This is a genomic window from Arenicella sp. 4NH20-0111 (assembly GCF_040366405.1).
Classification (GTDB): domain Bacteria; phylum Pseudomonadota; class Gammaproteobacteria; order Arenicellales; family Arenicellaceae; genus Arenicella.
This window is the reverse complement of the sequence record NZ_BAABWF010000002.1, coordinates 668247-693766: the sequence shown is the minus strand read 5'-3', so window position 1 is coordinate 693766 and position 25520 is coordinate 668247. Positions and strand designations below refer to the sequence as shown.

Below are 25520 nucleotides of genomic sequence, written 5' to 3'. Positions count from 1 at the left end.
AAGAAAAGGCGACCTTATTAGGTCGCCTTTTCAAGCTCCACGAAACAAGTCCTTCTGTTTCTATATTGGGATCTGCGGTCTAAGTCACAGATTAACCAAATTGGTTCATGGTGTTGTCTTCACCTGCTGCTTTTAGGGCAGCATCACCAGAAAAATACTCTTTATGATCGTCTCCGATGTTTGATCCCGCCATGTCTTGATGCTTAACACAGGCAAGCCCTTGTCGAATTTCCTTACGCTGAACACCCTTGACGTACGCCAGCATGCCTTCTTCACCAAAGTAACCTTGAGCGAGGTTATCGGTAGATAATGCAGCGGTGTGATACGTAGGCAATGTAATTAAATGATGGAAAATCCCAGCTTCGCGCGCACCGTCACGTTGGAAGTTTTGAATCATGTCATCGGCTTTCAATGAAAGAGGCGTGCCGTCGTACTTCTCTTGCATCAACTCATCTCGGTTGTAAGCGCTGACATCATCACCGGCTTCAGCCATCAAATCATACGCTTGTTGACGGAACGACAATGTCCAGTTGAACGAAGGAGAATTGTTATAGACTAACTTTGCGTTAGGTACTACTTCTCGGATCCGATTAACCATACCGCCGATCTGCCCAACGTGAGGTTTTTCAGTCTCGATCCAGATAAGATCGGCGCCATTTTGGAGGCTGGTGATACAGTCAAGAACACAACGATCTTCGCCAGTTCCTTCTTTGAATTGAAATAAACCGCTTGGCAGACGTTTTGGCCTGACTAGCTGGCCACCACGATGTATAACCACATCACCATTTTGCATTTGACCAGGAGTCATCTCTTCACAATCAAGATACTCATTGTACTGATCACCAAGATCACCAGGCTCATTTGTAACCGCGATTTGTTTGGTTAACCCAGCTCCCAAGGAGTCGGTTCTGGCAACGATAACGCCATCATCTACGCCCAATTCCATGAACGCGTAGCGCACTGCTCGAATTTTAGCCAAAAAGTCTGCATGAGGGACGGTGACTTTACCGTCTTGGTGGCCACACTGTTTTTCATCTGAAACTTGGTTCTCGATTTGAATTGCGCATGCACCGGCTTCTATCATTTTTTTAGCAAGAAGGTAGGTTGCTTCTTCGTTACCGAAACCCGCATCAATGTCTGCAATGATTGGAACAACGTGTGTTTCAAAGTTATCGATTTTGCTTTGCACTTCTTCTGCTTTGGCGGAGTTGCCGGCAGCCTTAGCGGCGTCTAACTCTTTGAATAGGTGACGAAGTTCCCTAGAGTCAGCTTGGCGTAAAAAGGTGTACAGTTCCTCAATCAGAGCTGGAACCGACGTTTTTTCGTGCATTGATTGGTCTGGCAGTGGTCCGAACTCAGAGCGTAGAGCAGCAATCATCCATCCAGATAGATACAAATAACGCTTATTGGTAGTTCCATGGTGCTTCTTAACAGCAATTAGCTTTTGTTGGCCGATAAAACCGTGCCAGCAACCCAATGATTGTGTATAGCTTGATGAATCAGCGTCATATTCATCCATATCCTTACGCATGATTCCTGCTGTGTACTTGGCAATTTCCAAACCTGTTTGGAAACGATTTTGCAGCTTCATTCGTGCTGCATATTCAGGGTTAATACCCGCGAAAGCGGTACCGTTTTCGCTGACTAGCTTGTCAGCGGCTTTAATTGCGTCTTGATAGGTAGACATAATGATCTCCTGTGTAATCATTAAAACTTCTGGTTGTTCAATTAACGCTAAACAACCTCAGATAACATGACTGTCAAATACTAATGTGTTGATTTAGTAAAACAGCTTTTCGTGGATATTGAACGCGTGCCAGCTAAAGTTCAGATGTCATCGCTCGTTTCCGATGGCTGTACAATAGACTCAGATTTACCATTCACCAACATTCTGAATTATATGATTGCCATTCCCAATTTGAATAATGGGTCATTATTCACAATTTTTCTACCTTTTTGCTGCATTATAAGTGCTGTGAATAATGCAAATTGAAGTCAGTGTTCTGTAGAGGCTGTAAAATCGCCTTAGTCAAGCAATTACGGGGGCTTGCGTGGTAAATGTAAGATTTTGATAAATCCTGTTTTTAGCCGCTGCAACATGCCTAATGAGTGGCTTTTGTACACTCAATTATAGATATTTGGAGAACAACCATGAGCAACTACACCGACCGCGCAGGTCTAAAAGTGGACATCGAATTAGTCGAGTTTGTTGAAAATGAAGCTTTGCCGGGCCTAGCTATTTCAGCGGATGCATTTTGGAATTCGATGGCAAACGTTGTCTCAGATTTGACACCTATTAATATAGATTTACTAGAAAAGCGCGAAATCATCCAGCAAAAGATTGACCGATGGAATAGCGATCATCAAGGCCGTTTCGATGCCAAGGCGTATAAGAGTTTTCTTCAAGATATTGGCTATTTAGTCGATGAAGGAGAGCCCTTTAGTGTGACCACGTCCAATGTGGATGATGAAATTGCGCATCAGGCCGGAGCGCAACTGGTTGTTCCTACCTCTAATGCCCGTTTCGCTTTAAATGCGACAAATGCGCGTTGGGGCAGTCTTTATGACGCGCTCTATGGAACGGATGTGATAAGTGATGAGGGAGGAGCGCAAAAGACAGCGTCGTACAACAAGGTGCGCGGCGATAAGGTCATTGAATTTGGCAGGCAGTTCTTAGACAAGAACTTTCCTTTGAAAGCCGGGAGCCATTTTGATGCGACTAATTACGCAATAGAAAACGGGGCATTAAAAGTATTATTAGTGAATGATACTTCAACTGAATTGGCATCGAGTTCGCAGTTGATTGGATTTGATGGTGACTCCAGCAATTCGAACTCAATATTACTTAAAAACAATGGCTTACATATCGTTATTGAGATCGATTCCACGTCTCCTGTTGGCTCAACTGACAAAGCTGGAATTAAAGACATAACAATGGAAGCTGCGTTGACGGCTATTCAAGATTTTGAAGATTCGGTCGCAGCGGTTGACGCCGAGGACAAGGTTGGCGTGTATCGAAATTGGCTTGGATTGATGAAGGGTGATTTGACTGACACGTTTATTAAAAGCGGCCAGCAAATGACTCGGGAGTTAGCTTACGACCGAGTATTTAACTCGGTTGACGGTAAAAAACTCACGGTGCATGGTCGAAGCTTGTTGTTTTGTCGAAACGTCGGTCATCTGATGAGCAATCCAGCAATAATTGATTCAAGTGGAAGAGAGATACAGGAAGGCATTCTAGATGCCATGCTGAGCATACTTATCGCTAAGCATGACATTGAAGGCGAAAACGATCGTAAAAACTCTCGGAAGGGCAGTATTTACATTGTTAAGCCTAAAATGCATGGCCCCGAAGAGGTTGCGTTTGCTAATACATTGTTCAATAGAGTTGAAGATGAGCTTGGACTAACCCGCCACACCGTTAAAATAGGGGTGATGGATGAAGAACGAAGAACCACAGTAAACCTTAAGGAATGTATTCGTCAGGTTAAAGATCGAGTGGTATTCATTAATACCGGCTTTCTTGATCGCACGGGCGATGAAATACACACAAGCATGTTGCTGGGCGCAATGTCGCAAAAGTCTGAAATTAAAGCCCAACCTTGGATTTCGGCCTACGAAGATTGGAATGTGGACATCGGACTTGAATGCGGGCTCGCTGGTAAAGCGCAAATAGGCAAAGGTATGTGGGCTATGCCAGACGAAATGGCCAAAATGCTTGATCAAAAAATAGGTCACCCAAAATCAGGCGCAAACACGGCTTGGGTTCCATCTCCGATTGGCGCCACCCTGCATGCAACGCATTATCATGAGGTTGACGTTTTTGCGGTACAAAAAACGCTTTCGAAACGCTCGCGCGCATCCTTAGACTCGATTCTAACCATTCCTTTATGTGATGATGTTGAGTCTTTGACCGCCGAACAGATTCAAGCTGAACTCGATAATAACGTTCAAGGTATATTAGGGTATGTTGTACGCTGGATTGATCAAGGCGTTGGTTGCTCAAAGGTTCCTGATATTAATAATGTCGGGTTAATGGAAGACCGAGCAACCTTGCGAATATCTAGCCAGCATATTGCCAATTGGCTTGAACACAAGGTAACCAACGTAGAGCAAGTAAACGAAACGTTTCAAAGAATGGCGCAAGTTGTTGATAATCAAAATTTAGATGATCCGAAGTATAAGCCCATGTTCAATAATTTTGACGGCAGTCTGGCGTATCAAGCCGCACTTGAATTGGTGCTTAAGGGCAAAGATCAGCCAAGTGGGTACACCGAGCCATTATTACATTCTTATAGATTGAAGCTTAAGGCCACCGGCTAATATTCAAGACCCATGCACGTTTAAAACACGGAATGTCGGCGCGTTAGAAAAGCACCATTGTAATCAAGATGCAGGGGGCTTTTCTGTTAAAATTCGCTTGTCGAGTTGGGTCGAGTTGGGTCGAGTTGGGTCGAGTTGGGTCGAGTGTGGTGAGTTTCTTGGCGCTCGATTACTAGGCGTATTGTGGTCAGTTCTTGGGCCAAATTCGGATAAAAGCCGCTAGATAGCTCTGAAGAAAGAGGATTTACTTAAGTAGAGCGGAAAAGCGGAATTATTGGGCGCTCTGATCAGGCTTCTGATAGTGTCTTTCTGTGAAGAATGTTAGCATTACGCACCAACATTCACCCATATTACCTGCGCATGTCTGATCAACTCGTTTCGGCGGTCACAAACCAACTTCACACAGTCATAGACCCATATACTGATAACAAAATTACCGCTAATAAGGGGCTTGTTTCAGTTCAAGCAGATGAGTCTAAGCTGACCGTTAGCTTGAGAAGAGGGTATCCTATTGGGTTGGTTGTAGCTCAGTTAGCTCAGTTGATCAGAGATAGTCTTGGCAAGCTCGATGTTGGATCCCGTGTTCTTGAAGTACAGATCAGTCAAGAAATCGGTTCTCACAGCACTCAACAGGGAGCTCAGGCCGTAAAGGGCATAAAGAATATTATTGCAGTTGCATCGGGTAAAGGGGGTGTTGGGAAGTCCACATGCTCTGCCAATCTAGCGTTGGCACTCTCGTCTGCAGGGGCAAAAGTGGGGGTACTGGATGCAGATATATATGGGCCAAGCCAACCTAGAATGCTAGGAGTCTCCGGCAAGCCTGAAGCTCTAGAGAACAAGATGTTGCTGCCAATGCTCGGGCATGGAATCAAGATCATGTCTATCGGATTTTTAGTTGAGGAAGACACTCCCATGATTTGGCGCGGCCCAATGGTGACGCAAGCGCTAGAACAAATGCTCAGAGGTACCGTTTGGAATCATGATGGTGAAGACATAGACTACTTGGTTATAGATTTACCGCCTGGTACGGGTGACATTCAATTGACCATGAGTCAAAAAATACCGGTTTCAGGAGCGGTCATAGTCACGACTCCGCAGGACATCGCTCTGCTTGATGCGAAAAAAGCTTACAAAATGTTTGAGAAGGTTGAAGTTCCTGTTTACGGAATAATTGAAAATATGAGCACTCATGTCTGTACGAAGTGCGGACACGAGGAGTCTATTTTTGGTGCTGACGGTGCGGCGAAAATGGCCGCTGAATATAATTTAGAAGTACTGGGTGAAATTCCATTGGAGATGTCGATTCGAGAACTTGCTGATTCAGGAACACCGACAGTAGTGGCTCAATCGGATAGCGCCACAGCTGAAAAGTATAAGAACATTGCCATGAAAATTTGTGGCAAATTGTCCGCCAAAAAGAAAGACTTTAGTGGGAAATTCCCCAATATCGTCGTTGAAAATTCATAATTTGGCATTTTAAAGAGATTAGGAAATGAGTGACAGCAGCATTGGTAAATTATTTAGAGTGACCACCTTTGGTGAAAGCCATGGCAAAGGCATCGGGTGCGTTCTTGATGGATGCCCACCTGGACTAGAATTGAGTGAAGAGGATCTGCAGCCTGATTTAGATAGGCGTAAGCCAGGGCAGTCAAAGTTTACAACTCAACGCCGCGAACCGGACGAGGTACAGATATTCTCTGGGGTATTTGAAGGGAAGACCACAGGGACTTCGATCGGAATGATTATCCATAACACCGATCAGAAGTCTAAGGATTACTCTAATATCATGGATACCTTTCGACCAGGTCACGCTGACTATACCTATCATCATAAATATGGGAATAGAGATTATCGTGGTGGCGGAAGGTCTTCTGCTAGAACCACAGCAATGATAGTGGCGGCTGGTGGAGTAGCAAAGAAGTATTTGTACGAAAAAGAAGGTATACAGATACGTGGCTATCTGGCTCAAATGGGTGATATAAGTGTTTCTAAGGTGGACATTGATGAAGTCTCTAATAACCCCTTTAATTGTCCTGACGTCGATAAAGTGGCGGAAATGGAGGCGTTGATTACTCAACTAAGACGAGATGGCGATTCCGTAGGCGCAAAAATCACGGTGGTCGCCGATAATATGCCAGTGGGTCTCGGAGAACCCGTCTTTAACGAATTAGATGCAGACATTGCCAAAGCCTTGATGAGCATCAATGCAGTGAAAGGCGTGGAAATAGGGGCCGGTTTTGATTCTGTGTCCCAACGTGGATCTGAACATCGTGATGAACTTTTTCCAGATGGATTTGACAGCAATAACGCTGGCGGAATTTTAGGTGGCATTTCTTCAGGTCAGGACGTGATAGCAAGCTTAGCATTAAAGCCCACATCCAGTATCACCAAACCAGGGATGAGTATTGATCGCCAAGGCAATCCTGCTGAAGTTGTCACCAAAGGTCGTCACGACCCTTGCGTTGGTATTCGAGCGGTTCCGATCGCTGAAGCCATGCTCGCTATCGTAATCATGGATCATTATCTGCGGCATCGGGCACAAAATTCTGATGTGTCGGTGGATACACCAGCGATAGCTGCGAGTCGAAGCAAAAATAAATAGCTTATTCGCGTGTGAAATGCCTCTCCTAAGAGCGACTGAGGCATTTCATACATAGCGATACCTTAAACTGCTTTCTCCACTAAAAATTCCTTTAAGTATTTACCAGTATAGGACGCCGCAACTTCAGCCACGTCTTCAGGCGTGCCTTCGGCAACGACGGTGCCCCCTCCGTTGCCGCCTTCAGGGCCAAGATCAATTATCCAATCGGCTGTCTTGATGACATCTAAATTGTGTTCAATCACAACGACGGTGTTTCCATGATCTCTAAGCGCATGAAGTACGTAAAGTAACTGTTTGATATCATGGAAGTGCAGGCCCGTGGTTGGCTCGTCTAGAATATATAATGTGTTGCCTGTGTCTCGCTTTGACAACTCTCGTGCTAATTTGATTCTCTGTGCCTCACCGCCAGAGAGCGTGATTGCGCTTTGCCCCAACTTTATGTAACCCAATCCAACCGACATCAATGTGTCTAACTTTTTGTGTATATTCGGCACGGCGCTGAAAAATACCACCGCATCTTCGATTGTCATATCGAGAACGTCGTGTATATTTTGCCCTTTGTATCTAATATCCAAAGTCTCTCGATTATACCTTTGGCCTTTACATACATCGCATGCAACGTAAATGTCCGGCAGAAAGTGCATTTCAACTTTAATGAGGCCGTCACCCTGACACGCCTCACAGCGGCCACCTTTCACATTGAAAGAAAAACGACCAGGTTTGTAACCTCGAGCACGAGCTTCTGGAGTGCCCGCAAAAAGCTCTCGAATAGGTGTAAACAATTGCGTGTAGGTCGCTGGGTTTGACCGTGGCGTGCGCCCAATTGGGCTTTGATTTATGTCGACGATTTTATCAACTTTCTCTAAACCTAAGATACTGTCATGCGGAGCGCTTTCAATTCTGCTGCGATTAATTAACTGAGCTGCAGCTGGGTAGAGGGTGTTATTGATTAACGTTGATTTTCCTGATCCTGATACGCCGGTAATACAGGTCAAGACCCCCATAGGGATATTAACTGAAACGTTTTGTAGGTTGTTTCCTGAAGCGCCCTTAATGCTGATTACATTGCCTTTCTTGCCCTGCAAACGCTTATTCGGCAAGTCAATTCTCTCTGCGCCCGATAAGTACTTTCCGGTCAAAGATTTTGGGTTAGATTTGATTTGTTCTAATGTGCCTTCAGCCACAATTTGGCCCCCATGCACTCCTGCACCCGGGCCAATATCAACGATGTAGTCGGCATGATGCATGGCGTCTTCGTCATGCTCAACGACAATGACGGTGTTGCCCAAGTCTCTTAGGTGGGTTAACGTTGAAATTAATCGGTCATTATCTCGTTGATGTAAGCCTATAGACGGCTCATCCAATACGTACATTACCCCAACAAGTCCGGAGCCTATTTGAGATGCTAATCGTATTCGTTGCGCTTCACCGCCTGACAGGGTTTCAGCCGAACGATCCATGCTCAAATAATTCAAACCAACGTTGACCAAGAAGCCTAATCGATCGTGAATTTCCTTGACAATTTTTTCAGCTATCTCGGCTCGATTGCCAGATAAGCTAAGCCCCTCAAAGAATGCCAAAGCATCACCAATGGATCTTGTCACTATTTGGTTAATACTCGTATCTTGGATAAAGACATTTCTGGCTTCTAATCGTAAGCGGCTGCCTGTGCAATCCGGACACGTTTGAGAATTAATGTATTTCGCTAATTCCTCTCTTACGCTGTTGGATTCTGTTTCATGGTATCGCCGCTCCATATTTGGAATGATTCCTTCCCAAGAATGGTGGCGAGTAACACCTTGACCTTTATGTCGTAAGTAGCTGAATTCAATGGTTTCGTCGCCACTTCCGAACAGTAATTTTTCCTTCTGATCTTGAGTAAGAGAGGAAAGCGGCTCATCAACACTAAAGCCATAATGATCCGCGATATTTTGTAACATTCTAAAATAGAATAGGCTGCGCCGATCCCATCCTTTGATCGCTCCCTGTGAAAGACTAATTCCCTCATCAAAAATAATCTGCGCTGGATCGAAATATTGTTTTGTTCCAAGCCCATCGCATGAAGTGCATGCGCCGACTGGGTTGTTAAATGAGAATAACCTGGGCTCGAGTTCGCTCAAGCTATAACCACAATGCGGGCAAGCGTAGCGGCTCGAAAACACTAAGGTGTGCTCGTCTGCATCATCATCGGCCATCACCAAAACCTCGGCGACGCCTTCGGCTAACTCAAGCGCTGTTTCAAAAGATTCGGCCATCCTTTGTTCATTACCTTCCTTAATTACAAGGCGGTCAATAATGATGTCAATATCATGCTTAAAATTCTTCTTTAACGTCGGTGGTTCTGATAAATCAATGACTTGACCATCCACTCTAGCGCGAACAAACCCCTGAGCGTGCATTCCTTCTAAAAGGTTTAGAAACTCGCCCTTGCGATTGCGCACCACCGGTGCCATCAGCATTACCTTGGTCCCATCTGGCAAGGCCATTGTTTGGTCGACCATTTGACTTACCGTTTGTGCCTCCAGCGTTACATTATGGTCAGGGCAGCGGGGGTCTCCGACTCGGGCAAACAGCAATCGAAGATAATCATAGATCTCGGTAATCGTTCCAACCGTTGAGCGTGGGTTGTGTGAGGTCGCTTTTTGTTCAATTGAAATAGCTGGACTCAAACCTTCTATCACGTCCACATCGGGTTTTTCCATCAAGCTAAGGAACTGACGAGCGTAGGCGGATAGCGACTCAACATAACGGCGTTGGCCTTCAGCGTAGATTGTATCGAACGCCAAGGAGGACTTCCCAGACCCTGAAAGACCAGTAATCACAATGAGTTTATCTCTGGGTAACTCTAGGTCGATACTTTTGAGGTTGTGCGTGCGCGCGCCACGGATGGTGATTTTTTCTAACACAGTATTTGGACAGTCGTGTATTTTAGGTTAAGGGAAATCGCCTGTTTTAGTGCCAATTCAACTTTAGCGCTAAATCTTTATTGAGCAGATTGAACAACCTGTTAATATACGTTGCCGGCCGTCAAATCGGTATCGATTTTTAGCTCGCTAATCAATAATAATGAAGTTTTTTTTGGGTATCGCTAGTAGACACTCGATTTCAGCTAAATACAGTGTGCCAACCAATCAAAAAGAGTTAACTAGACAGTGAGTTCCGACAAGTTAAATCCGCTAGAAAAGCGTTCTATTTTCGCTCTCGCTTCCGTATATGGCCTTAGAATGTTCGGGCTTTTCCTAATCCTTCCAGTACTAGCGATCTACGCCGAACAACTCGATGGCGCCTCACCCATGTTGATGGGAATTGCGCTAGGGATATATGGCATTTCACAAGCATTGTTTCAAATTCCATTTGGCATCATGTCTGACCGATTTGGCCGAAAGCCGATCATAGTGATGGGCTTATCAATATTCATCTTCGGTAGCCTGGTTGCCGCCTTCTCAGACACAATCAACGGCGTCATCGTCGGTCGTGCGCTTCAAGGGGCAGGGGCCATTGCGGCGGTTGTTTTGGCATTAACAAGTGATCTAACCAGAGAAAGTCAACGCACTAAAGCCATGGCTTTAATTGGTATGACGATCGGCTTTGCGTTCATGATGGCTTTGATTGCGGCTCCGTTACTTGAATTTTTTATCGGTGTTGAAGGTCTTTTTATCATGACCGCCATCCTTGCTGGACTTTCTATGGTAGTGGTATTGAAGGTGGTTCCGACACCCGTACAGACTCGAAATTTAGACGTACGACCAATACCTTATAGAATGTTGCAGCTGTTGCGTAACCCGCAATTGATTCGACTTGATGCCGGAATCTTTATCCTGCACTTTGTTCTTACAGCGATGTTCGTAGCCGTTCCAATCATTCTGTTGCAAGAATTGAAACTGGACACTAATCAACATTGGTCTGTGTATTTACCAGCGTTACTTGGATCCATTGTGTTCATGATCCCGTTGGTGATACTCAGTGCTCGTAAACATTTGGTCTCGCGAATATTTTTTATTGCGGTGGGTATCTTGGTGGTAGCTCAAGTCATGTTTATGGCACGCCCTGATGGTGTTGTCGCATTGACCGTTTGTCTATTCATCTTTTTTTGGGGCTTTAATTTACTTGAAGCAATGCTCCCTTCATTGGTTTCCCGAGTGGCACCAGCGGCCTGCAAAGGGTCCGCCATGGGTGTTTACAATACATTTCAATTTTTGGGTATATTCTTCGGTGGCTTTCTGGGGGGTATTCTTTATGGCAAGTTTGGTGTCGATGCTGTATTTGCACTCTGTAGTTTTATGCTTCTGATTTGGATGCTACTTCTCTATACGGCGCCTAAGTTTAGGTTACTCGATAGTGTGGTGGTGAAGATAATGCCCAGATCCAACCAAGATTGTAAGAGTGCCTTGGAAGCAGTAGAAGGCGTTGAGGAAGTGATTATTCTTGAGGGTGAGTCCGTGGCTTACCTTAAGGTCGATAAAGAGAAACTTGATCAAGTCGCTCTCGACCAAATCATCGTAGCAGGCTAAAATCAAACTGCTGAACATAAATCAACTCAATCATCGCAGTTCTACTCATTGGCTAATCTAGCCTTACCTGTTTAAAGAAATGGGTCGAGTGAGTGCATTGTGCGCTCAATTACAAACCGCGATTGAAAGGGTAAATATTTAATAAAGAAATTTTTGGAGTAAATAATGGCAGGTGTCAATAAAGTAATCATCGTAGGTAATCTGGGGAACGATCCAGAAGTACGTTATTCTAATAACGGTGCTGCGATTGCCAATATCAGCGTGGCCACATCTGATTCATGGAAGGATAAAAATACCGGTGAACGCCAAGAAAGGACGGAGTGGCATAGAATAGTCATGTTTAATCGTCTGGGCGAAATCGCTGGAGAGTATCTAAAGAAAGGATCTAAGGTTTACATTGAGGGCAAGCTTCAGACTCGTAAATGGCAAGACCAACAAGGGCAAGACCGCTACAGCACGGAAATTGTGGCTGACCAAATGCAAATGCTGGACTCTCGTGGAGGCGGCATGGGGCAAGGTGGTGGCGGTGGTTTTCAACAACAACCTGCGCAACAAAATCAATTTGGTGGTGGTGCGAGTCAGCAGCAATATGGTGGTGGGCAGAAGCAACAAGGTGGCAGTCAACAACAACCAAGTGCACCTCAACCAGCTAACGACTTTGACGACGACATTCCGTTCTAGCCTTTAACACCATCAACACTAATACTGTTTAAACCCCGTGGAGCTATTTGTTTGACGGGGTTTTTATTAATCGGATTAACAATGAAAAAATTTGAAGCAATCGATTTAGATCTAAACAATCATATAGCAACAATCACGCTAAACCGACCTGACGCAGCCAACGGACTGAATCTGCAAATGGCTTCTGAGCTTGCTGACGCAGCCAGATTGATTGAAAAGGATTCTAGTTTGAAGGTGGCGGTGTTAACGGGCGCTGGAAAATTTTTCTGTGCAGGAGGTGATGTTAAATCAATGTATGATGCACATGAAAATCCAGGTGCAGCAGTACGCTTAATTGCCGATCAACTGCACGCAGCATTAGCAATTTTTTCTAATATGGAAATCCCCCTGATTTGCGCTGTAAACGGGACTGCCGCCGGCGCGGGATTTAGCATGGCGGTTTCCGCCGATATGGTGATTGCCTCTGAGTCGGCTAAATTCACAATGGCGTACAGCAATATCGGTCTCAGCCCAGATGGTAGTGCAAGTTATTATCTACCCAGGCTAATAGGATTAAGAAAGACCCAGGAACTTATGTTCACTAATACTGTGCTTAGTGCTCAGCAAGCTAAAGAGTGGGGGCTCGTAAACCAAGTTGTTAGTGGTGAAGAGTTTGCCAGTGCTATAGAGTCACTCACCACAACGTTTATTAACGGATCCAGATCTTCAAATGCAGCCATTAAACACCTGTTGACCAGCGGCGATAAGAATTCATTAGAAGAGCAGATGGCTTTGGAGGCCCGAACGATTGAGTTGTGTGCCAATGCTGCTGACGGTAGAGAAGGGGTTAACTCTTTTATTGAAAAACGACGCCCTGTATTTAAGTAACTCATTGCATTAGTAAGAGCTTCATTCTAGGTGTGTGTTTTTAACTTCGAGAATGAGGCTAACTACATATTTTCTTTGTACTAACCGTATAGGCCGTGTAAATACCACGTCTTATCTACTCGATCGTAGAATACCCATAGCAGCTGGCCGTCGGTGGTTCTCGCAATATAATAGTCGCGACTTTGAAGCGTTAGCCACCACTCACTTACCAGGCGTTGAGGGCCATGCACAAAGTCCAAAGGACTGCTTTCATAAAGTGGTTTGTTGTGATGTGCCGATAAGGGAGTAGGGGCCTGAAAGAGCCATAACGGCTCGTTTTGCGTTAGTTCGTCAGCGTTATCCAATGCTCGTACGTCGCTGATACTCGTGTTTACTTTCGCATGACGGCGTTCCGGCAGGACCTCAGACTTTTGCATTAACTTGTACACGGCTTTGTCACCGAGTCGAGCGGCAAGTTTTTCTTTTAACGATTCAAAACTTGCGTCGTTTTGTGTGTCATTAAACAGATCACCCGTAAAGAGTGCTAACGGAGTTAAGTCATCGCAGAGCAATTCTATATGACTGAACTCAAATTTGAAGTCCTGCCTTTCTAACTTAATTTGCGTTAGCTCAAATAAACTATCGACTCGACCGTCAAGCGTAGGAGTGGCGCCTAACGAGACCCCCAAGTCTATCTTTAGTTCATGATGCATCCGTGGCTGGTCCATTCTAAATGACCAGACAATAGAACCGCAGAGCAGCTGGCGTTGTTGTGTAAATTGGGCGAGCTCATAGAGCATCTTGTAGATCTGTTCTTCAATCCAAGAAATCGTGCTGATTGGCTCAGCAAAACTGACTGATTTATTGAAATGCTCAGGTGGGCTTACTGGAATTTGGGGATCAAAAACTAGCCCATAGACTCGTTCTAAACTATCTTTAAAGGGAGACCCAAAACGTGTGCCAAGCTCTGTAATTGGAATGTCAACTATATCGTTTAACACCTTGAATCCGCAGCTTTTTAGCTCAAAAAGAGTTTTGCTAGAGACCGGTAATAATTCGAGAGATGCGCGGCCCAGAGCACTTTGTCCTTGGCGGCTAGGATTCGGGCTTGATCTCAATACGTAGGCGGCCAGTGGAGTCGACGCGATGCTAAGAGAGCATTCAAAGCCAAACATTTTAAGGTCTTTATTACACTTGTCTATAATGGAGCTAACACCGCCAAACAGACGCTCACTCTTGCCAACCTCAAGCAATAGTGAGCACTCGCTAAACACACAAACTTGTGATGAAAACTTATACGCCCAAAATGCGAGTTCCAATAGACGGCGTTGTTCTAAAAGAATATTTCGTTCAACTCTTGTTACTGCCTCGCTCGTATCAATTAGCGATAAAGCTTGGTCAACACTCATGCCAGCCACAATCCCTCGTGCGGATGCGGCTTGATTAACCTGCCAAACGCAGTTCTCATGGTAAATGAAGTGAGGGAGTTCAGTTGAACTCGATTGCAGACCAGTTAAATCTAGTGCGAATTGATCAAAATGAATGCACAACCATTGCTCGTCATTTTTCAATGGTGTACTTGTACGGAGCGTAGATTCAGTGTTCATCAATTCGTTACGCTGATTACTTGATTACCTTTTGTAAACAATAAAAAAGCCCCTTCGGTCTGTCCGTAGGGGCTTTAAGGTTTGGCTGAAGAGCACAATTCTATTTTGACTTTTTCTTAGATATCACGTTTTTAGGCTTAATGATTCCAAGTCTATTTAACAGGCCTTTCTCTTTCTGCGTCGGTTCGGTAATTACAGTTCCGCCGTGTTGCCTGTCTTCGACACTCTGCTCTAAGGTAGGCACGTTTGCCAGTGTCACGTCTCCACGCAACTCTTTGAGTGAATCCCCGTCAAAAATGACCGTGATGATCCTTTGGTCGGTTTCCCTGCGTTGTTGGTCTCGGCGGGAATAAAAATAATCCCACCTTTGTTCATTGAATGGGTCGATAACCATAGGAGTACCAAGAATAAAGAGTACCTCTTGTTTACTCATTCCTGCGCGAATCTCTCTTAGATCGCTATTGTTAATGATGTTGCCTTGTTGAATATCTGGTTGATATGGCTTTAGACACGCACCTAAAAGTAGACTGCAAGTCATTAATATTAAAGATTTACTTAAAAATTTAGTGCGGAATTTCATTTGATCGATACTGTGTTTATAGTTTTTTAAGCACTGCGATCTCATCGCAATTTTCGAATTTGTAGCAGTTTACACAAATACCCCATACTTTTTCGGGGAATATGTTCTTATCTACAGTTTCAAAGCCTAATTTATGAAAGAATTCTGGTACATAAGTTAATGCCATTAGTCGTTCAACATTGCGAATTTTCGCCATGCTGATTAGTTCAATAACTATTTTCCGACCCAGACCGCGCCCCTTTATCGATTCATCCACCATCAGGCTTCTGATTTCGGCTAAGTCGGGTGTGAAATTCTCTAGTGAGCCACATGCTATCACCTTATTGTTCTGCTTAATGACTCTAAAATGGGATAGCTGTCGAATAATATCTTTTTTTGTCCTGGGCAACAGGTTGCCTAATGCAGCGTAATGATTCAGTAATGCTTGAATGCCAGCCACATCACATTCTCGAGCGACCTCAACTCTATCGTCTATGGGCACGACAACTGTTTTCTCTTGAGTAACCTTCATGAATCTAAGCTAATATCAAATTTACAACGCCACGGATTGCAACATTTCTTGAGCATGAGCACGGGTTCGATCAGTTATTTCGCTGCCCCCGAGCATTCTGGCAATTTCTGATGTGCGCATATCTTGATCAAGTTTTATCAGCGTTGAGTACGTGTCGCTGTCTTTACTTACTTTGTCTATGAGAAGGTGTTGATGGCCTTGAGCGGCCACTTGTGGCTGATGAGTAATGCATAATACTTGAGCGTTTTCGCCCAAATTACGTAACCTCATTCCGACGATTTGAGCAATCTTCCCGCCGACGCCAACATCTACTTCGTCAAACACTAACGTGGGAGTGTCAGACTTCTGGCTAGTAATCACTTGAATGGCCAAGCTAATGCGGGATAACTCACCGCCTGACGCTGTTTTGTTAAGAGGCTTCAATGGCATCCCATGATTCGTACTCACCAAAAATTCAACTTGGTCGATACCGTGCTCTGCAACCACTAACTCATCACTAATTTGAGGTTCCACAGAAATAGAAAGCTCACCACCGCGCATCCCAAGATCTTGCATTTGCAAGGTGATCTCTTTGGATAGTTGCGCGGCGACAGTTTGTCGTCGATCAGAAATTAAGTTAGCGATTTTATGATACTTAACCAAAAGTTCATCAAGTTGCTTTTGCAACTTCTCAGGTTGCATTCGTTGATTTTCAAGGCGCTCGTATTCAGCTTGAAGCTCTTGATGCTTTGAAGGAAGCTGTTCCTCGCTGCATCGATGTTTGCGCGCCAAGTTAATCAATGTATCTCTGCGATGTTCCACCTCAGCCAGCCTTGCGGGGTCTTGGTCGATTTGCCTTAGAGAGCTATCTAAAATGGTTTGAACTTCCTCCACTTGCGCGAGAGCGCTGTTTAACAACTCCTCAGCGGGCGCAAGGGATTGATCAACGGCAACCAGATCTGAAATCTGATTAATCGTCCTGCCTAGGTTCGAACTGACGTTTGATGTGTCGTTATGAAACAGGTCGTCCAAGGCCAATACAATCCCATCTTCCAAAGCTTGAGAATGACTTAGCCTCAGATGTTCTTGCTCTAGCTCTTGGAATTCGCCGTCGTACACAGCCGTTTCATCCAACTCGTTTAGTTGGAACGACATTAACTCCATACGATCTTGGTTGTCGGTTTTTGTTTGAGAGATTTGGTTGAGCTCTTTTTTCACTCGGGCGATGTGGGAAGCGATTGCTGCCATCGCTTTCAAGCCGTCTTCATGGCCAGCGAACTGATCGATAATGTGTCTCTGGTGAGTTAGCCTTAACAACGATTGGTGCTCATGTTGGCCGTGCAGATCAACCAGCATAAGCCCCAATTCCTTCAAACTAGCTAAGGTTGTGGGCTGGTCATTAATGTAGCATTTCGTGGGTTTATTATTTCTAACGATTCGACGAACCAGGCAATACCCGAGCTCGTTTTCGTCGGCTAAATCCTTCTGACTTAGCCAGTCGCGCACATTTTTTTGCTTTTCGATGGAGAATAAGGCGGTAATTTCACACTGATCTTCTCCGAATCGGATCATATCGGACTCAGCGCGAGAGCCAAGTAATAAATTCAATGCACCAAGCACGATCGACTTACCCGCGCCGGTTTCACCGGTCACAACGGTAAGGCCATCATCAACTTCCAACTCAAGTTGTTTGATGATCGCGAAGTTTCTTATATTCAGTTCTCTTAGAGCCATAGGTACATTATAGCAATAGGTATTCGCACAGCAGTACTATTATTTAACGCTCACTTCCCCAGCCGAGTTTGGCGCGCAGCATGGCGAAATAGTTATAATTCTCAGTGTGAACTAACTTAACAGAGTAGGGCGAACGAGTAATTTCAACTAATTCGTCCCCAATTAAGTTATAGCCGATCAAACCATCAGTCGATACGTGCGCACAGTTAGGGGTTTTATTGTGGATCGATAGCTCGACTTTACTGTTGGCCGGCAGAGTTATCGGTCTGTTTGACAGGGTATGAGGCGACACGGGCACCATGGAGATAACGTCCGTGCCTGGATGCACAATCGCTCCGCCTGCGGACAGCGCGTAGGCTGTAGACCCCGTGGGAGTCGCCAATATTACACCATCAGATCTGGCCGAAGTGACAAATTGACCATTGACTTGAACCTGCCACTTAATGAGTTTTTCTAATGCGTATCGGCCGATAACAATGTCATTTAAAGCATTGTCCTCGTACATTACCTGACCATTGCGTACCACTTTAACCTGCAGCATGATCCTGTTTTCAAGCTGATAATTCCCTTCAATTATTTGATCAATTTCGCTCAACATGTCAGATTGAGGAATGTCTGTGAGAAAACCCAATGTCCCCAAGTTTATACCGGCGACAGGAACGTTTTTCTCAGCCATACGTCGTGCAACATGGAGTAATGTGCCATCGCCTCCAATTACGATCGCTAAATCGATGTCAGACGTGAGGCTCTCATGCATAATTTCTTGCGGTAAATCGCGAGTGATCTCTTCTGCCGTGGTATGCCCGAGTTTTACATTTATCCCTTTTGCTTCAAGATGAGCTGTCAACAATTTAACGGGTTTCTCTACGCTAGTGTCTTGGTACTTACCAAACACACCAATAGTTTTAAACATGTGCGAATTCATTTATGATTGTTTGAGATGCATTGTGGCTTTGCCACATTGGTTTGTCCAGCAACATCTATGGTTCTTTAGCGCCCATAAATCGCTCAAAACCAAGACGTAGCCCAAGTCACTGCAATATTGAAACCGTAAATAGAGAATAATGAGCTTAGACCTACGCGCTGAAAATGTGTTGAAGAACCTCGTTGAGACTTACATCCACGATGGACAGCCTGTCGGGTCTCGGACCTTGTCTAAGTTACCGCAACTTGGAGTCAGCTCTGCGACAGTACGCAACGTTATGGCCGATTTGGAAGAATTAGGATTAATAACGTCTCCTCACACATCGGCAGGGCGAATACCCACGGTACAAGGTTATCGACTCTTTGTTGATAGCATGGTGAGGGCTAATTTGCCCACACAAGAGGCCATATCACAGCTAACCGACCGGTTTGAGGGTGAGTCTGATCCGGAAAAACTCATCGCTCATGCGTCAGATGTTCTCTCGGACTTAACTCAATTTGCAGGGATGGTTGTCCTGCCTAGTCAATCACTAACGCGCTTTCATCAACTTGAATTCATGCGCCTGTCTAAATCTAGGGTGTTAGCCATTCTAGTCACCGAAGATGGACGAGTTCAAAATAGAGTGCTGTCATCCGCCGAAGGCTTTAGCGAATCCGAGTTGGTGCAGGCCGCCAACTTTTTTAACCATCGCTACAAAGGTAATACATTACAAGATGTTCGGCGTTTGCTGGTTGAAGATATGCAAACCGATAATGATGAAATGCACAATATCAATCAGTCAGCAATCCAAGCCGCCAGTCAAGTCATTGCTGAAGAAGAGCAGAGCAATCAAAATGACGTTGTTGTGAGTGGTGAACAAAAACTGTTGGGAGTGCCTGATTTATGTCAGATTGAGACTCTTCAAAAATTATTCGACGCATTTAAGACCAAACGTGATCTTCTGGATTTGCTCGACCGCAGCTTAAAAGCGGAAGGAGTGAGTGTTTTTATTGGTGAGGAGTCTGGCTTCAGCTCGCTTGGGGAGTGCAGCGTCATAGCGAGTCCATACCACGTCGATGGCAAGGTGATAGGCACTTTGGGCGTAGTGGGCCCTACTCGAATGTCTTATGATTCAGTCATTTCCGTTGTAGATATCACTTCAAAGCTTCTATCACAGGCTCTATCGGGCTCTAGCCAGAGCTGATTTCAAATAAGCTTGCCCATGTGGCACCAGGCTGCTGTGAACTCTCAAGGGAAAAGAGAGTAACAATAAATGTCATATAACGGTGTTTTATTGTCTATGGAATGATTGTTTTAAAACTCGTACACTGGGTGCCTTTAGATCCATTAATTAACGCAAGGGAGCCTAGGATATGGCGGATAGAAAATACGATATAGTCGTTTATGGGGCCACCGGTTTCACAGGAAGATTGGTCGCTCAATACCTACAGTCTCAGTATCAAAATCATGGCGATTTAGTCTGGGCGATGGCCGGTAGAAACGAAGAAAAACTTCGAGCGGTTCGAGATGAAATCGGGCTGCCAAAAGACACCCCGTTTGTGGTGGCAAATTCGGACGACACACAGTCAATGCAAGCCATGGTTGACAGCGCAAGAGTTGTGCTGACAACGGTCGGGCCTTATCAAATGTATGGATCTGAGTTGGTCGGATTGTGCGCCAAATCAGGAACCGATTACGTGGATCTATGTGGCGAGTCAGTTTGGATGAGGCACATGATCGATGCCTACGAACAAGACGCTAAAAAATCAGGCTCAAGAATCGTGTTTTCATGTGGCTTTGATTCCATACCCAGCGATCTAGGGATCTTTAAATTGCAATCGTTAGCAATTGAAAAGACAGGGAAACCCGCAACCCACGTTAGTGGGCGAGTCCGTAAAATGAAAGGGACGTTTTCAGGCGGCACGGCGGCAAGCCTACAAGCTTCCGTCAAAGCGGCTAAGACTGACCCAGAGGTATTCAAATTGGCAATAGACCCGTTTGCTTTGGTTCCAGATTTTGCCGGGGTTGCGCAACCTGACGGGGAGTCCGTCCATTATTCAGAGGAACTTGGTAGTTGGGTTGCGCCCTTCATCATGGCGGCGATTAACACCAGAAATGTACACCGAAGTAATGCATTGCTGGGATTTCAATACGGTAAAGACTTCACCTACGATGAAATGATGTTGACCGGACCTGGCGAGCAAGGCGAAGCGATTGCAAACCATGTAAAGAATGACACAAGCATGGCTGGGCCAGACGCCCCTAAACCGGGTGAAGGCCCGAGTAAAGAGGAGCGAGAATCTGGATTCTACGACATCATGTATATCGGTGAGCTATCAGATGGCAACAAGATGATCGTAGGCGTTAAAGGAGATCGTGACCCCGGTTACGGATCGACGTCAAAGATGATATCAGAAAGTGCGGTTTGCTTGGTCAAGGATGCTACCGATACGCCTGGCGGCCTATGGACAACCGCGCCTGCTATGGGTGATAAATTGATCGCCAGACTCGAAAAAAATGCTGGGCTAGAGTTCACACACGAAGCTTAACGCTGAACCGTCTACAGTTAATCTAATTAATTACGCAAAGTTAATTAATTGAGAGTCCCACTATAAAACAAGGAGATGGACCTCTTTGTTAGACATTTGTTAACGGGTTTGTTGGACGCATGCTCGTTAAAAATCTTTCTTTTTTCGCTATTACTAAAACGTAATCCGGCGTTCACTTGAGTGTAATCATAGAGCCCTTACTATCTCCGTAACAGGATTTTTCCTTAGCAGTTGTCTTAAAAGTAATGTTTGCTTAGGCACAGAGGTAGGGGAGGAATCACAAATCAAATTGTATCCTTTTAAGTTACGGAGAAGTAAATGATAAAAGAAATTGCAAAACCGTTAATACCCGCTGTCAAATGGTTGTCGGTAGCAGCAGCAACCGCTGCTGTGGTGGTTTCAATTCAGGTCAGCGCAGACGATCAAGATCAAAATGGGCTTAAAGTCTCTCAGTACAATGCCATTCCTGAGAAGGCGGCATTGTTGACACCGTCCAAACCTTGGTCTCCAGCGTCAGGGTTCGCTGATTTAATCGAAAGCGTTAACCCCGCTGTTGTGCACGTGTCAACATCAGGTTTTGTTCAACAACGCTCTCGCGCACGCTCAAGACAAGGTGAACAATTTGATTTTAACGATCCAAGGGATTTCTTCAGAAGGTTTTTTGAAGGCAATCCTTACCCCAATGAGCGGTTTGACCAAGATCAACCCGAAGAGCCAAATGAAAATGATGGAGAACGAGAAACTCGCCCACTGGGAATTGGCTCCGGATTTATTATTAGTCAAGATGGGTATGTCGTTACGAATCATCATGTGATTGACAGGGCGGACGAGATAGTCGTGACCTTACCCAATGGAGAAGAATACGATGCCGAAATTAAAGGAAGTGACCCAAAGACTGATTTGGCCTTATTGAAGCTGGCAAATGCCAATGATTTACCCTATGTGCCGTGGGGAGATGATAAATCATCACGAGTTGGTGATTGGGTATTAGCTATTGGTAACCCCTTTGGTCTAGGCGGCTCAGCAAGCACAGGGATCATTTCGGCGTTGGGTCGTGACATTCGCTCAGGTCCTTACGACGATTTCATTCAAGTTGATGCTGCGATAAATCGCGGTAATTCTGGCGGCCCACTCTTTAATATGAACGGTGAAGTCATCGGTATTAATTCAATGATCTATTCGCCCAGCGGTGGCAGTGTCGGTATTGGTTTTGCTATTCCTGCTTCCTTAGCGCAAGGTGTCGTGTCTCAACTCAGAGATTCAGGCGAAGTTCAGCGTAGCTGGATTGGTGTCGAGATAGGTGAGATTACAGAAGACCTGGCCAAAGCTTTCGAAAGAGAGAATCAAGAGGGAGCACTGGTTTCGTTGGTACGCAAAGATTCACCCGCGCAACGAGCAGGCCTTGAGCAAGGCGATATTATCTTAAGTTTCAATGGTAAGAAAATTTCCGAAGTTAGAAACTTACCTAAGGAAGTTGCGCAGTCTCAAGTTGGAAAAACGTACCCACTGGAAGTTTGGCGCAACGGAAAACTTAAAAAGTTAAAGATCAAAACAGAAGCTTTTCCAAGTGACGATGAGTTGGCTGGTACTCCCAAAAAGCAAGAAAAGGTAACGCCTAGTTCAGACGAACAAATGGGTGCCGAACTCACGCCACTCAATGATGAGTTACGTGCTCAGTATCGCTTACCAGCTGAAGCGAAAGGCGTGCTAGTTCTGTCGGTGGAGCGAAACGGTCTTGCTGCCAAAAACGGAATTCGACGCGGTGTGGTAATTGAGAAATTCCACGGTATTGACGTTCGTAAACCCTCGGACGTGAGCGCCGCGTTGAAAGAAGCTAAAAGCTCAAAGTTGCCTTTTGTTCCAATGCTCATCAGGAGCAGTCGAGGCGTCACATTTATTGCCTTTAAGTATAAATAGGCTCAGACGCAAAGCCCCCAGTGCATGACAAATGTTACTGGGGGGATTGCTCAAAATAGCGTAAACTGTAGGAAACAAAGAATGACTAAAAAAAACATGATTCGTGTACTAGTTGTCGAGGATGACAAAGAAACCGCTGCCTATATTGTTAAGGGGTTAACCGAATGTGGACATATAGCCGATAAAGCCGAAGACGGTCGAGAAGGTTTGCTAATGGCCGACTCAACTGAATATCAAGTGATTGTTGCTGATCGTATGCTGCCTAAGGTCGATGGGGTTACCATGACTCGAACGTTGCGCGGAAGCGGCAACAGAACCCCTATATTAATGTTAAGCGCTTTAGGCGACGTTGACGACCGCGTTGTTGGGCTTAAAGCCGGTGCGGATGATTATCTGGTAAAACCATTCGCATTTTCGGAGCTACAGGCGCGAATTGAAGCGCTGGTTCGTCGAGCTGAACCGGAATCGCCAGACACAGTGCTCACAGTGGCAGACCTTGAAATGGATCTATTGAAGCGCGAGGTCAGACGAAACGAACAAAAAATCGACCTACAACCACGAGAATTTAGGCTATTAGAGTACTTGATGCGCCACAGTGGACAGGTCGTAACTCGAACGATGCTTCTCGAAAAGGTTTGGGATTATCATTTTGACCCACAAACGAACGTGATTGATGTTCATATCAGTCGTTTACGGGGCAAGATTGACAAAGAGTTCGATGTCACGTTGCTGCATACAGTTCGTGGTGCTGGGTATATGCTGAGTGAACCAGATTAGTCCTTTCAAGAGTTCAGCGTTTCGTATAACGCTGATTTACATGCTTTTGTTTGGTTTGAGTGTTTCGATTATTTTGGGCTTTGTTTATTGGTCTACTATCGTATACACGACAAATCAAACAGAAGAAGCAATAGAAGCTGAACTCAAAGTTTTATCAACTGTGTACGAAAGAAGAGGCTATCCCGGTCTTGTCACATTACTCAGTGATCGTGTCCGTATACAGCAGCAACGCCCCGGAGACTCATCGGTTTATCTACTTGTGGATGAGCAATTTCATCGACTGGTGGGTAACATATCCAGCTGGCCTAAGATCGCCCAAGATCGCAGCGATGGCTGGTTGGATTTTAAGCTCGATGACTCTAGGGATGGTTCGACAAACGAATTTACCGCAAGGGCACGTACGTTTGTTATAGAAAATCGCTACAACTTGTTAGTCGGCCAAGGGATGCGTGACCTTGCTAATTTGAAAGAGTTAGTTGGAAGAGCCTTGTTCTGGGGATTAGGGCTTACATTGGCTCTAGGAGCGATTGGCGGACTAATGATGCGCCAAACATTGGGAAGTCGATTAAGCGCCATAAATCAGACTGCGAGGAAGATCATGCAGGGCGACCTGCGAAAGCGTATTGCAACTAAAGGAAGTGGCGATGAATTTGATGAGCTTGCTAGTAATCTCAATAGCATGTTAGATCAAATTGAAGGCGGCATGGAGGGTGTACGCCGAGTTTCGGACAACATAGCTCATGATTTAAAAACTCCGCTCGCAAGATTAAAAAACAGGGTGGAAGAACTCAGATTTAAGGTTGCCGGTAACATTGAGCAAGAAACCTCAGTGGATCAAATTTTGCATGAGGCCGACGGCTTACTGGCTACGTTTAATGCATTGTTACGAATAGCGAGAATCGAATATAGTGAACAGCGTAGGGGCTTCAAAAACGTAGATATAAATTCTATATTGTATGACATTGAAGAACTTTATGACCCTCTAATTGAGGAAAAAGGGCAGCATCTCAATGTTCAGCTTGGCACAAGTATCGAGCTTTGGGCCGACAGAGACATGCTATTTCAAGCGTTTGCAAATCTGATCGACAATGCGATCAAATACACACCTGAGAAGGGTCTAATTTCAATACGAAGTCACTCTAAAGACGGAATTTGGTATCTAACCATTGCAGATAATGGGCCCGGCATACCTGAAATTGAGCATGAAAAAGTTGTTCAGCGCTTTTACAGGCTAGACCAGAGTCGAACAACTCCTGGAAGTGGTCTTGGTTTGGCCCTCGTTTTCGCTGTGTTGAAAGTTCATGGAATGGAGCTAAAATTTGATGACAATAAGCCAGGACTCTTGGTTTCAGTGAGTACTCCGATTGCCAATGGTCCTCAACTTCCGCACGCGTGATGCCGCGCTATTATTTTGAGCTGTAAAGGAACAACTCGCTCGGATGGAGTCATGTCCAGCAAGCACAAATCTCTCCCAATACTAGTTTGAGCTATTTACTATCTATCAACCTAACGACTCGATAGGCTTGCGCGGTGTTTCCTGCTGATGCGTTATCGTTGCGAGTTCTTATCAATCGCTTATGTACGCGTTTTCCTTTCCATTGATCCCAGACTAAAATACCATCCTTATCGTGGCTGATGTAGATGGCCGCGTGCCAACCTGACACATTGGGGTAGGTATTTCCTTTAAAGGTGGCGATCACGGTGCCTGCTGCCAACTTTTCGAGTGACAATACTTGTGAGCCTGGGCGCCAATGACGTGTTGATGGCGCGCCTGAGCACTGCTTTATCAGCGAGACACAATGCCCATCCCCGATCACTTTTCCCTTATACTTGCTCGGCCTGTCGCAAATCAACGTCGTTTTTTCGTGGTAATGTGGACCTGAGATAGGATTAGTACCGCAGCCTCCCACAACCATAATATAAAGAACAAGCACACTAACCTTAGTGTGTGATAACCGCTTTAAACGAAACAATTTATTCACGTTGTGCTCACTGTTTA

General features: G+C 45.1%; 19 protein-coding genes. 11 read left to right on the top strand and 8 right to left on the bottom strand.

Annotated features, from left to right (window positions below):
• Positions 1-91 precede the first annotated feature (91 nt).
• Positions 92-1687, bottom strand: coding sequence for an isocitrate lyase (locus ABWW54_RS07105; protein ID WP_353411515.1), 1596 nt, complete (start codon positions 1685-1687; stop codon positions 92-94).
• A 464-nt stretch (positions 1688-2151) separates the two neighbouring features.
• Here ABWW54_RS07105 and ABWW54_RS07100 point away from each other — a divergent pair, with 464 nt between their 5' ends.
• The 3 genes from ABWW54_RS07100 (at position 2152) to aroC (ending at position 6925) form a co-directional block, all read left to right on the top strand.
• The gene (locus ABWW54_RS07100; RefSeq protein ID WP_353411514.1) at positions 2152-4323 is read left to right on the top strand and encodes a malate synthase G; all 2172 of its coding nucleotides are present in this window, start codon (positions 2152-2154) and stop codon (positions 4321-4323) included.
• Between the two features lie 360 nt (positions 4324-4683).
• Positions 4684-5790, top strand: a complete 1107-nt coding sequence (gene apbC, locus ABWW54_RS07095) for an iron-sulfur cluster carrier protein ApbC (RefSeq protein ID WP_502907778.1) — start codon at positions 4684-4686, stop codon at positions 5788-5790.
• A 25-nt stretch (positions 5791-5815) separates the two neighbouring features.
• Positions 5816-6925 (top strand): chorismate synthase, encoded by a 1110-nt coding sequence (gene aroC / locus ABWW54_RS07090; protein ID WP_353411512.1) that lies wholly within the window; start codon positions 5816-5818, stop codon positions 6923-6925.
• 62 nt (positions 6926-6987) lie between these two features.
• Here the strand turns inward: aroC and uvrA are convergent, their stop codons facing one another.
• Positions 6988-9831 (bottom strand): excinuclease ABC subunit UvrA, encoded by a 2844-nt coding sequence (gene uvrA, locus ABWW54_RS07085; protein WP_353411511.1) that lies wholly within the window; start codon positions 9829-9831, stop codon positions 6988-6990.
• Between the two features lie 246 nt (positions 9832-10077).
• On the opposite strand from uvrA, the gene ABWW54_RS07080 reads away from it, so the two are divergent.
• The 3 genes from ABWW54_RS07080 to ABWW54_RS07070 all read left to right on the top strand — a co-directional run bounded on the left by ABWW54_RS07080 (position 10078) and on the right by ABWW54_RS07070 (position 12984).
• A complete protein-coding gene (locus tag ABWW54_RS07080) occupies positions 10078-11436 on the top strand; it encodes an MFS transporter (protein ID WP_353411510.1) in 1359 nt (452 codons plus the stop codon).
• 165 nt (positions 11437-11601) lie between these two features.
• Positions 11602-12117, top strand: a complete 516-nt coding sequence (ssb, locus tag ABWW54_RS07075) for a single-stranded DNA-binding protein (protein ID WP_353411509.1) — start codon at positions 11602-11604, stop codon at positions 12115-12117.
• A gap of 81 nt (positions 12118-12198) precedes the next feature.
• Positions 12199-12984, top strand: a complete 786-nt coding sequence (locus tag ABWW54_RS07070) for an enoyl-CoA hydratase/isomerase family protein (RefSeq protein ID WP_353411508.1) — start codon at positions 12199-12201, stop codon at positions 12982-12984.
• Between the two features lie 80 nt (positions 12985-13064).
• On the opposite strand, the gene ABWW54_RS07065 is transcribed toward ABWW54_RS07070, so the two are convergent.
• The 5 genes from ABWW54_RS07065 to ABWW54_RS07045 form a co-directional block, all read right to left on the bottom strand.
• Positions 13065-14570 (bottom strand): Y-family DNA polymerase, encoded by a 1506-nt coding sequence (locus tag ABWW54_RS07065; RefSeq protein ID WP_353411507.1) that lies wholly within the window; start codon positions 14568-14570, stop codon positions 13065-13067.
• Between the two features lie 100 nt (positions 14571-14670).
• A complete protein-coding gene (locus tag ABWW54_RS07060) occupies positions 14671-15108 on the bottom strand; it encodes an outer membrane protein assembly factor BamE (protein WP_353411611.1) in 438 nt (145 codons plus the stop codon).
• Positions 15109-15166: 58 nt separating this feature from the next.
• Positions 15167-15661, bottom strand: a complete 495-nt coding sequence (locus ABWW54_RS07055; protein ID WP_353411506.1) for an N-acetyltransferase — start codon at positions 15659-15661, stop codon at positions 15167-15169.
• 21 nt (positions 15662-15682) lie between these two features.
• Positions 15683-17374: a DNA repair protein RecN gene (recN, locus tag ABWW54_RS07050; RefSeq protein ID WP_353411505.1), complete on the bottom strand. Its 1692-nt coding sequence runs from the start codon at positions 17372-17374 to the stop codon at positions 15683-15685.
• A gap of 43 nt (positions 17375-17417) precedes the next feature.
• Positions 17418-18287, bottom strand: coding sequence for an NAD(+) kinase (locus ABWW54_RS07045; protein WP_353411504.1), 870 nt, complete (start codon positions 18285-18287; stop codon positions 17418-17420).
• A gap of 151 nt (positions 18288-18438) precedes the next feature.
• Here ABWW54_RS07045 and hrcA point away from each other — a divergent pair, with 151 nt between their 5' ends.
• From hrcA to ABWW54_RS07020, 5 genes are all read left to right on the top strand, one after another.
• Positions 18439-19482 carry a heat-inducible transcriptional repressor HrcA gene (gene hrcA, locus ABWW54_RS07040; RefSeq protein ID WP_353411503.1) on the top strand — a complete coding sequence of 348 codons (1044 nt, stop codon included), beginning with the start codon at positions 18439-18441 and terminating at the stop codon, positions 19480-19482.
• A gap of 169 nt (positions 19483-19651) precedes the next feature.
• The gene (locus ABWW54_RS07035; protein WP_353411502.1) at positions 19652-20827 is read left to right on the top strand and encodes a saccharopine dehydrogenase family protein; all 1176 of its coding nucleotides are present in this window, start codon (positions 19652-19654) and stop codon (positions 20825-20827) included.
• Positions 20828-21145: 318 nt separating this feature from the next.
• A complete protein-coding gene (locus tag ABWW54_RS07030; RefSeq protein WP_353411501.1) occupies positions 21146-22744 on the top strand; it encodes a DegQ family serine endoprotease in 1599 nt (532 codons plus the stop codon).
• A gap of 99 nt (positions 22745-22843) precedes the next feature.
• The gene (locus ABWW54_RS07025; RefSeq protein WP_353411610.1) at positions 22844-23521 is read left to right on the top strand and encodes a winged helix-turn-helix domain-containing protein; all 678 of its coding nucleotides are present in this window, start codon (positions 22844-22846) and stop codon (positions 23519-23521) included.
• Entirely contained in the window at positions 23508-24917 is a 1410-nt protein-coding gene (locus ABWW54_RS07020; protein WP_353411500.1) for a sensor histidine kinase, read from the top strand. The genes ABWW54_RS07025 and ABWW54_RS07020 overlap by 14 nt, the downstream gene beginning before the upstream one ends.
• A gap of 91 nt (positions 24918-25008) precedes the next feature.
• Here ABWW54_RS07020 and ABWW54_RS07015 read toward each other — a convergent pair whose 3' ends face one another.
• Entirely contained in the window at positions 25009-25503 is a 495-nt protein-coding gene (locus ABWW54_RS07015; RefSeq protein WP_353411499.1) for a BPSL0067 family protein, read from the bottom strand.
• Between the last annotated feature and the right edge of the window lie 17 nt (positions 25504-25520).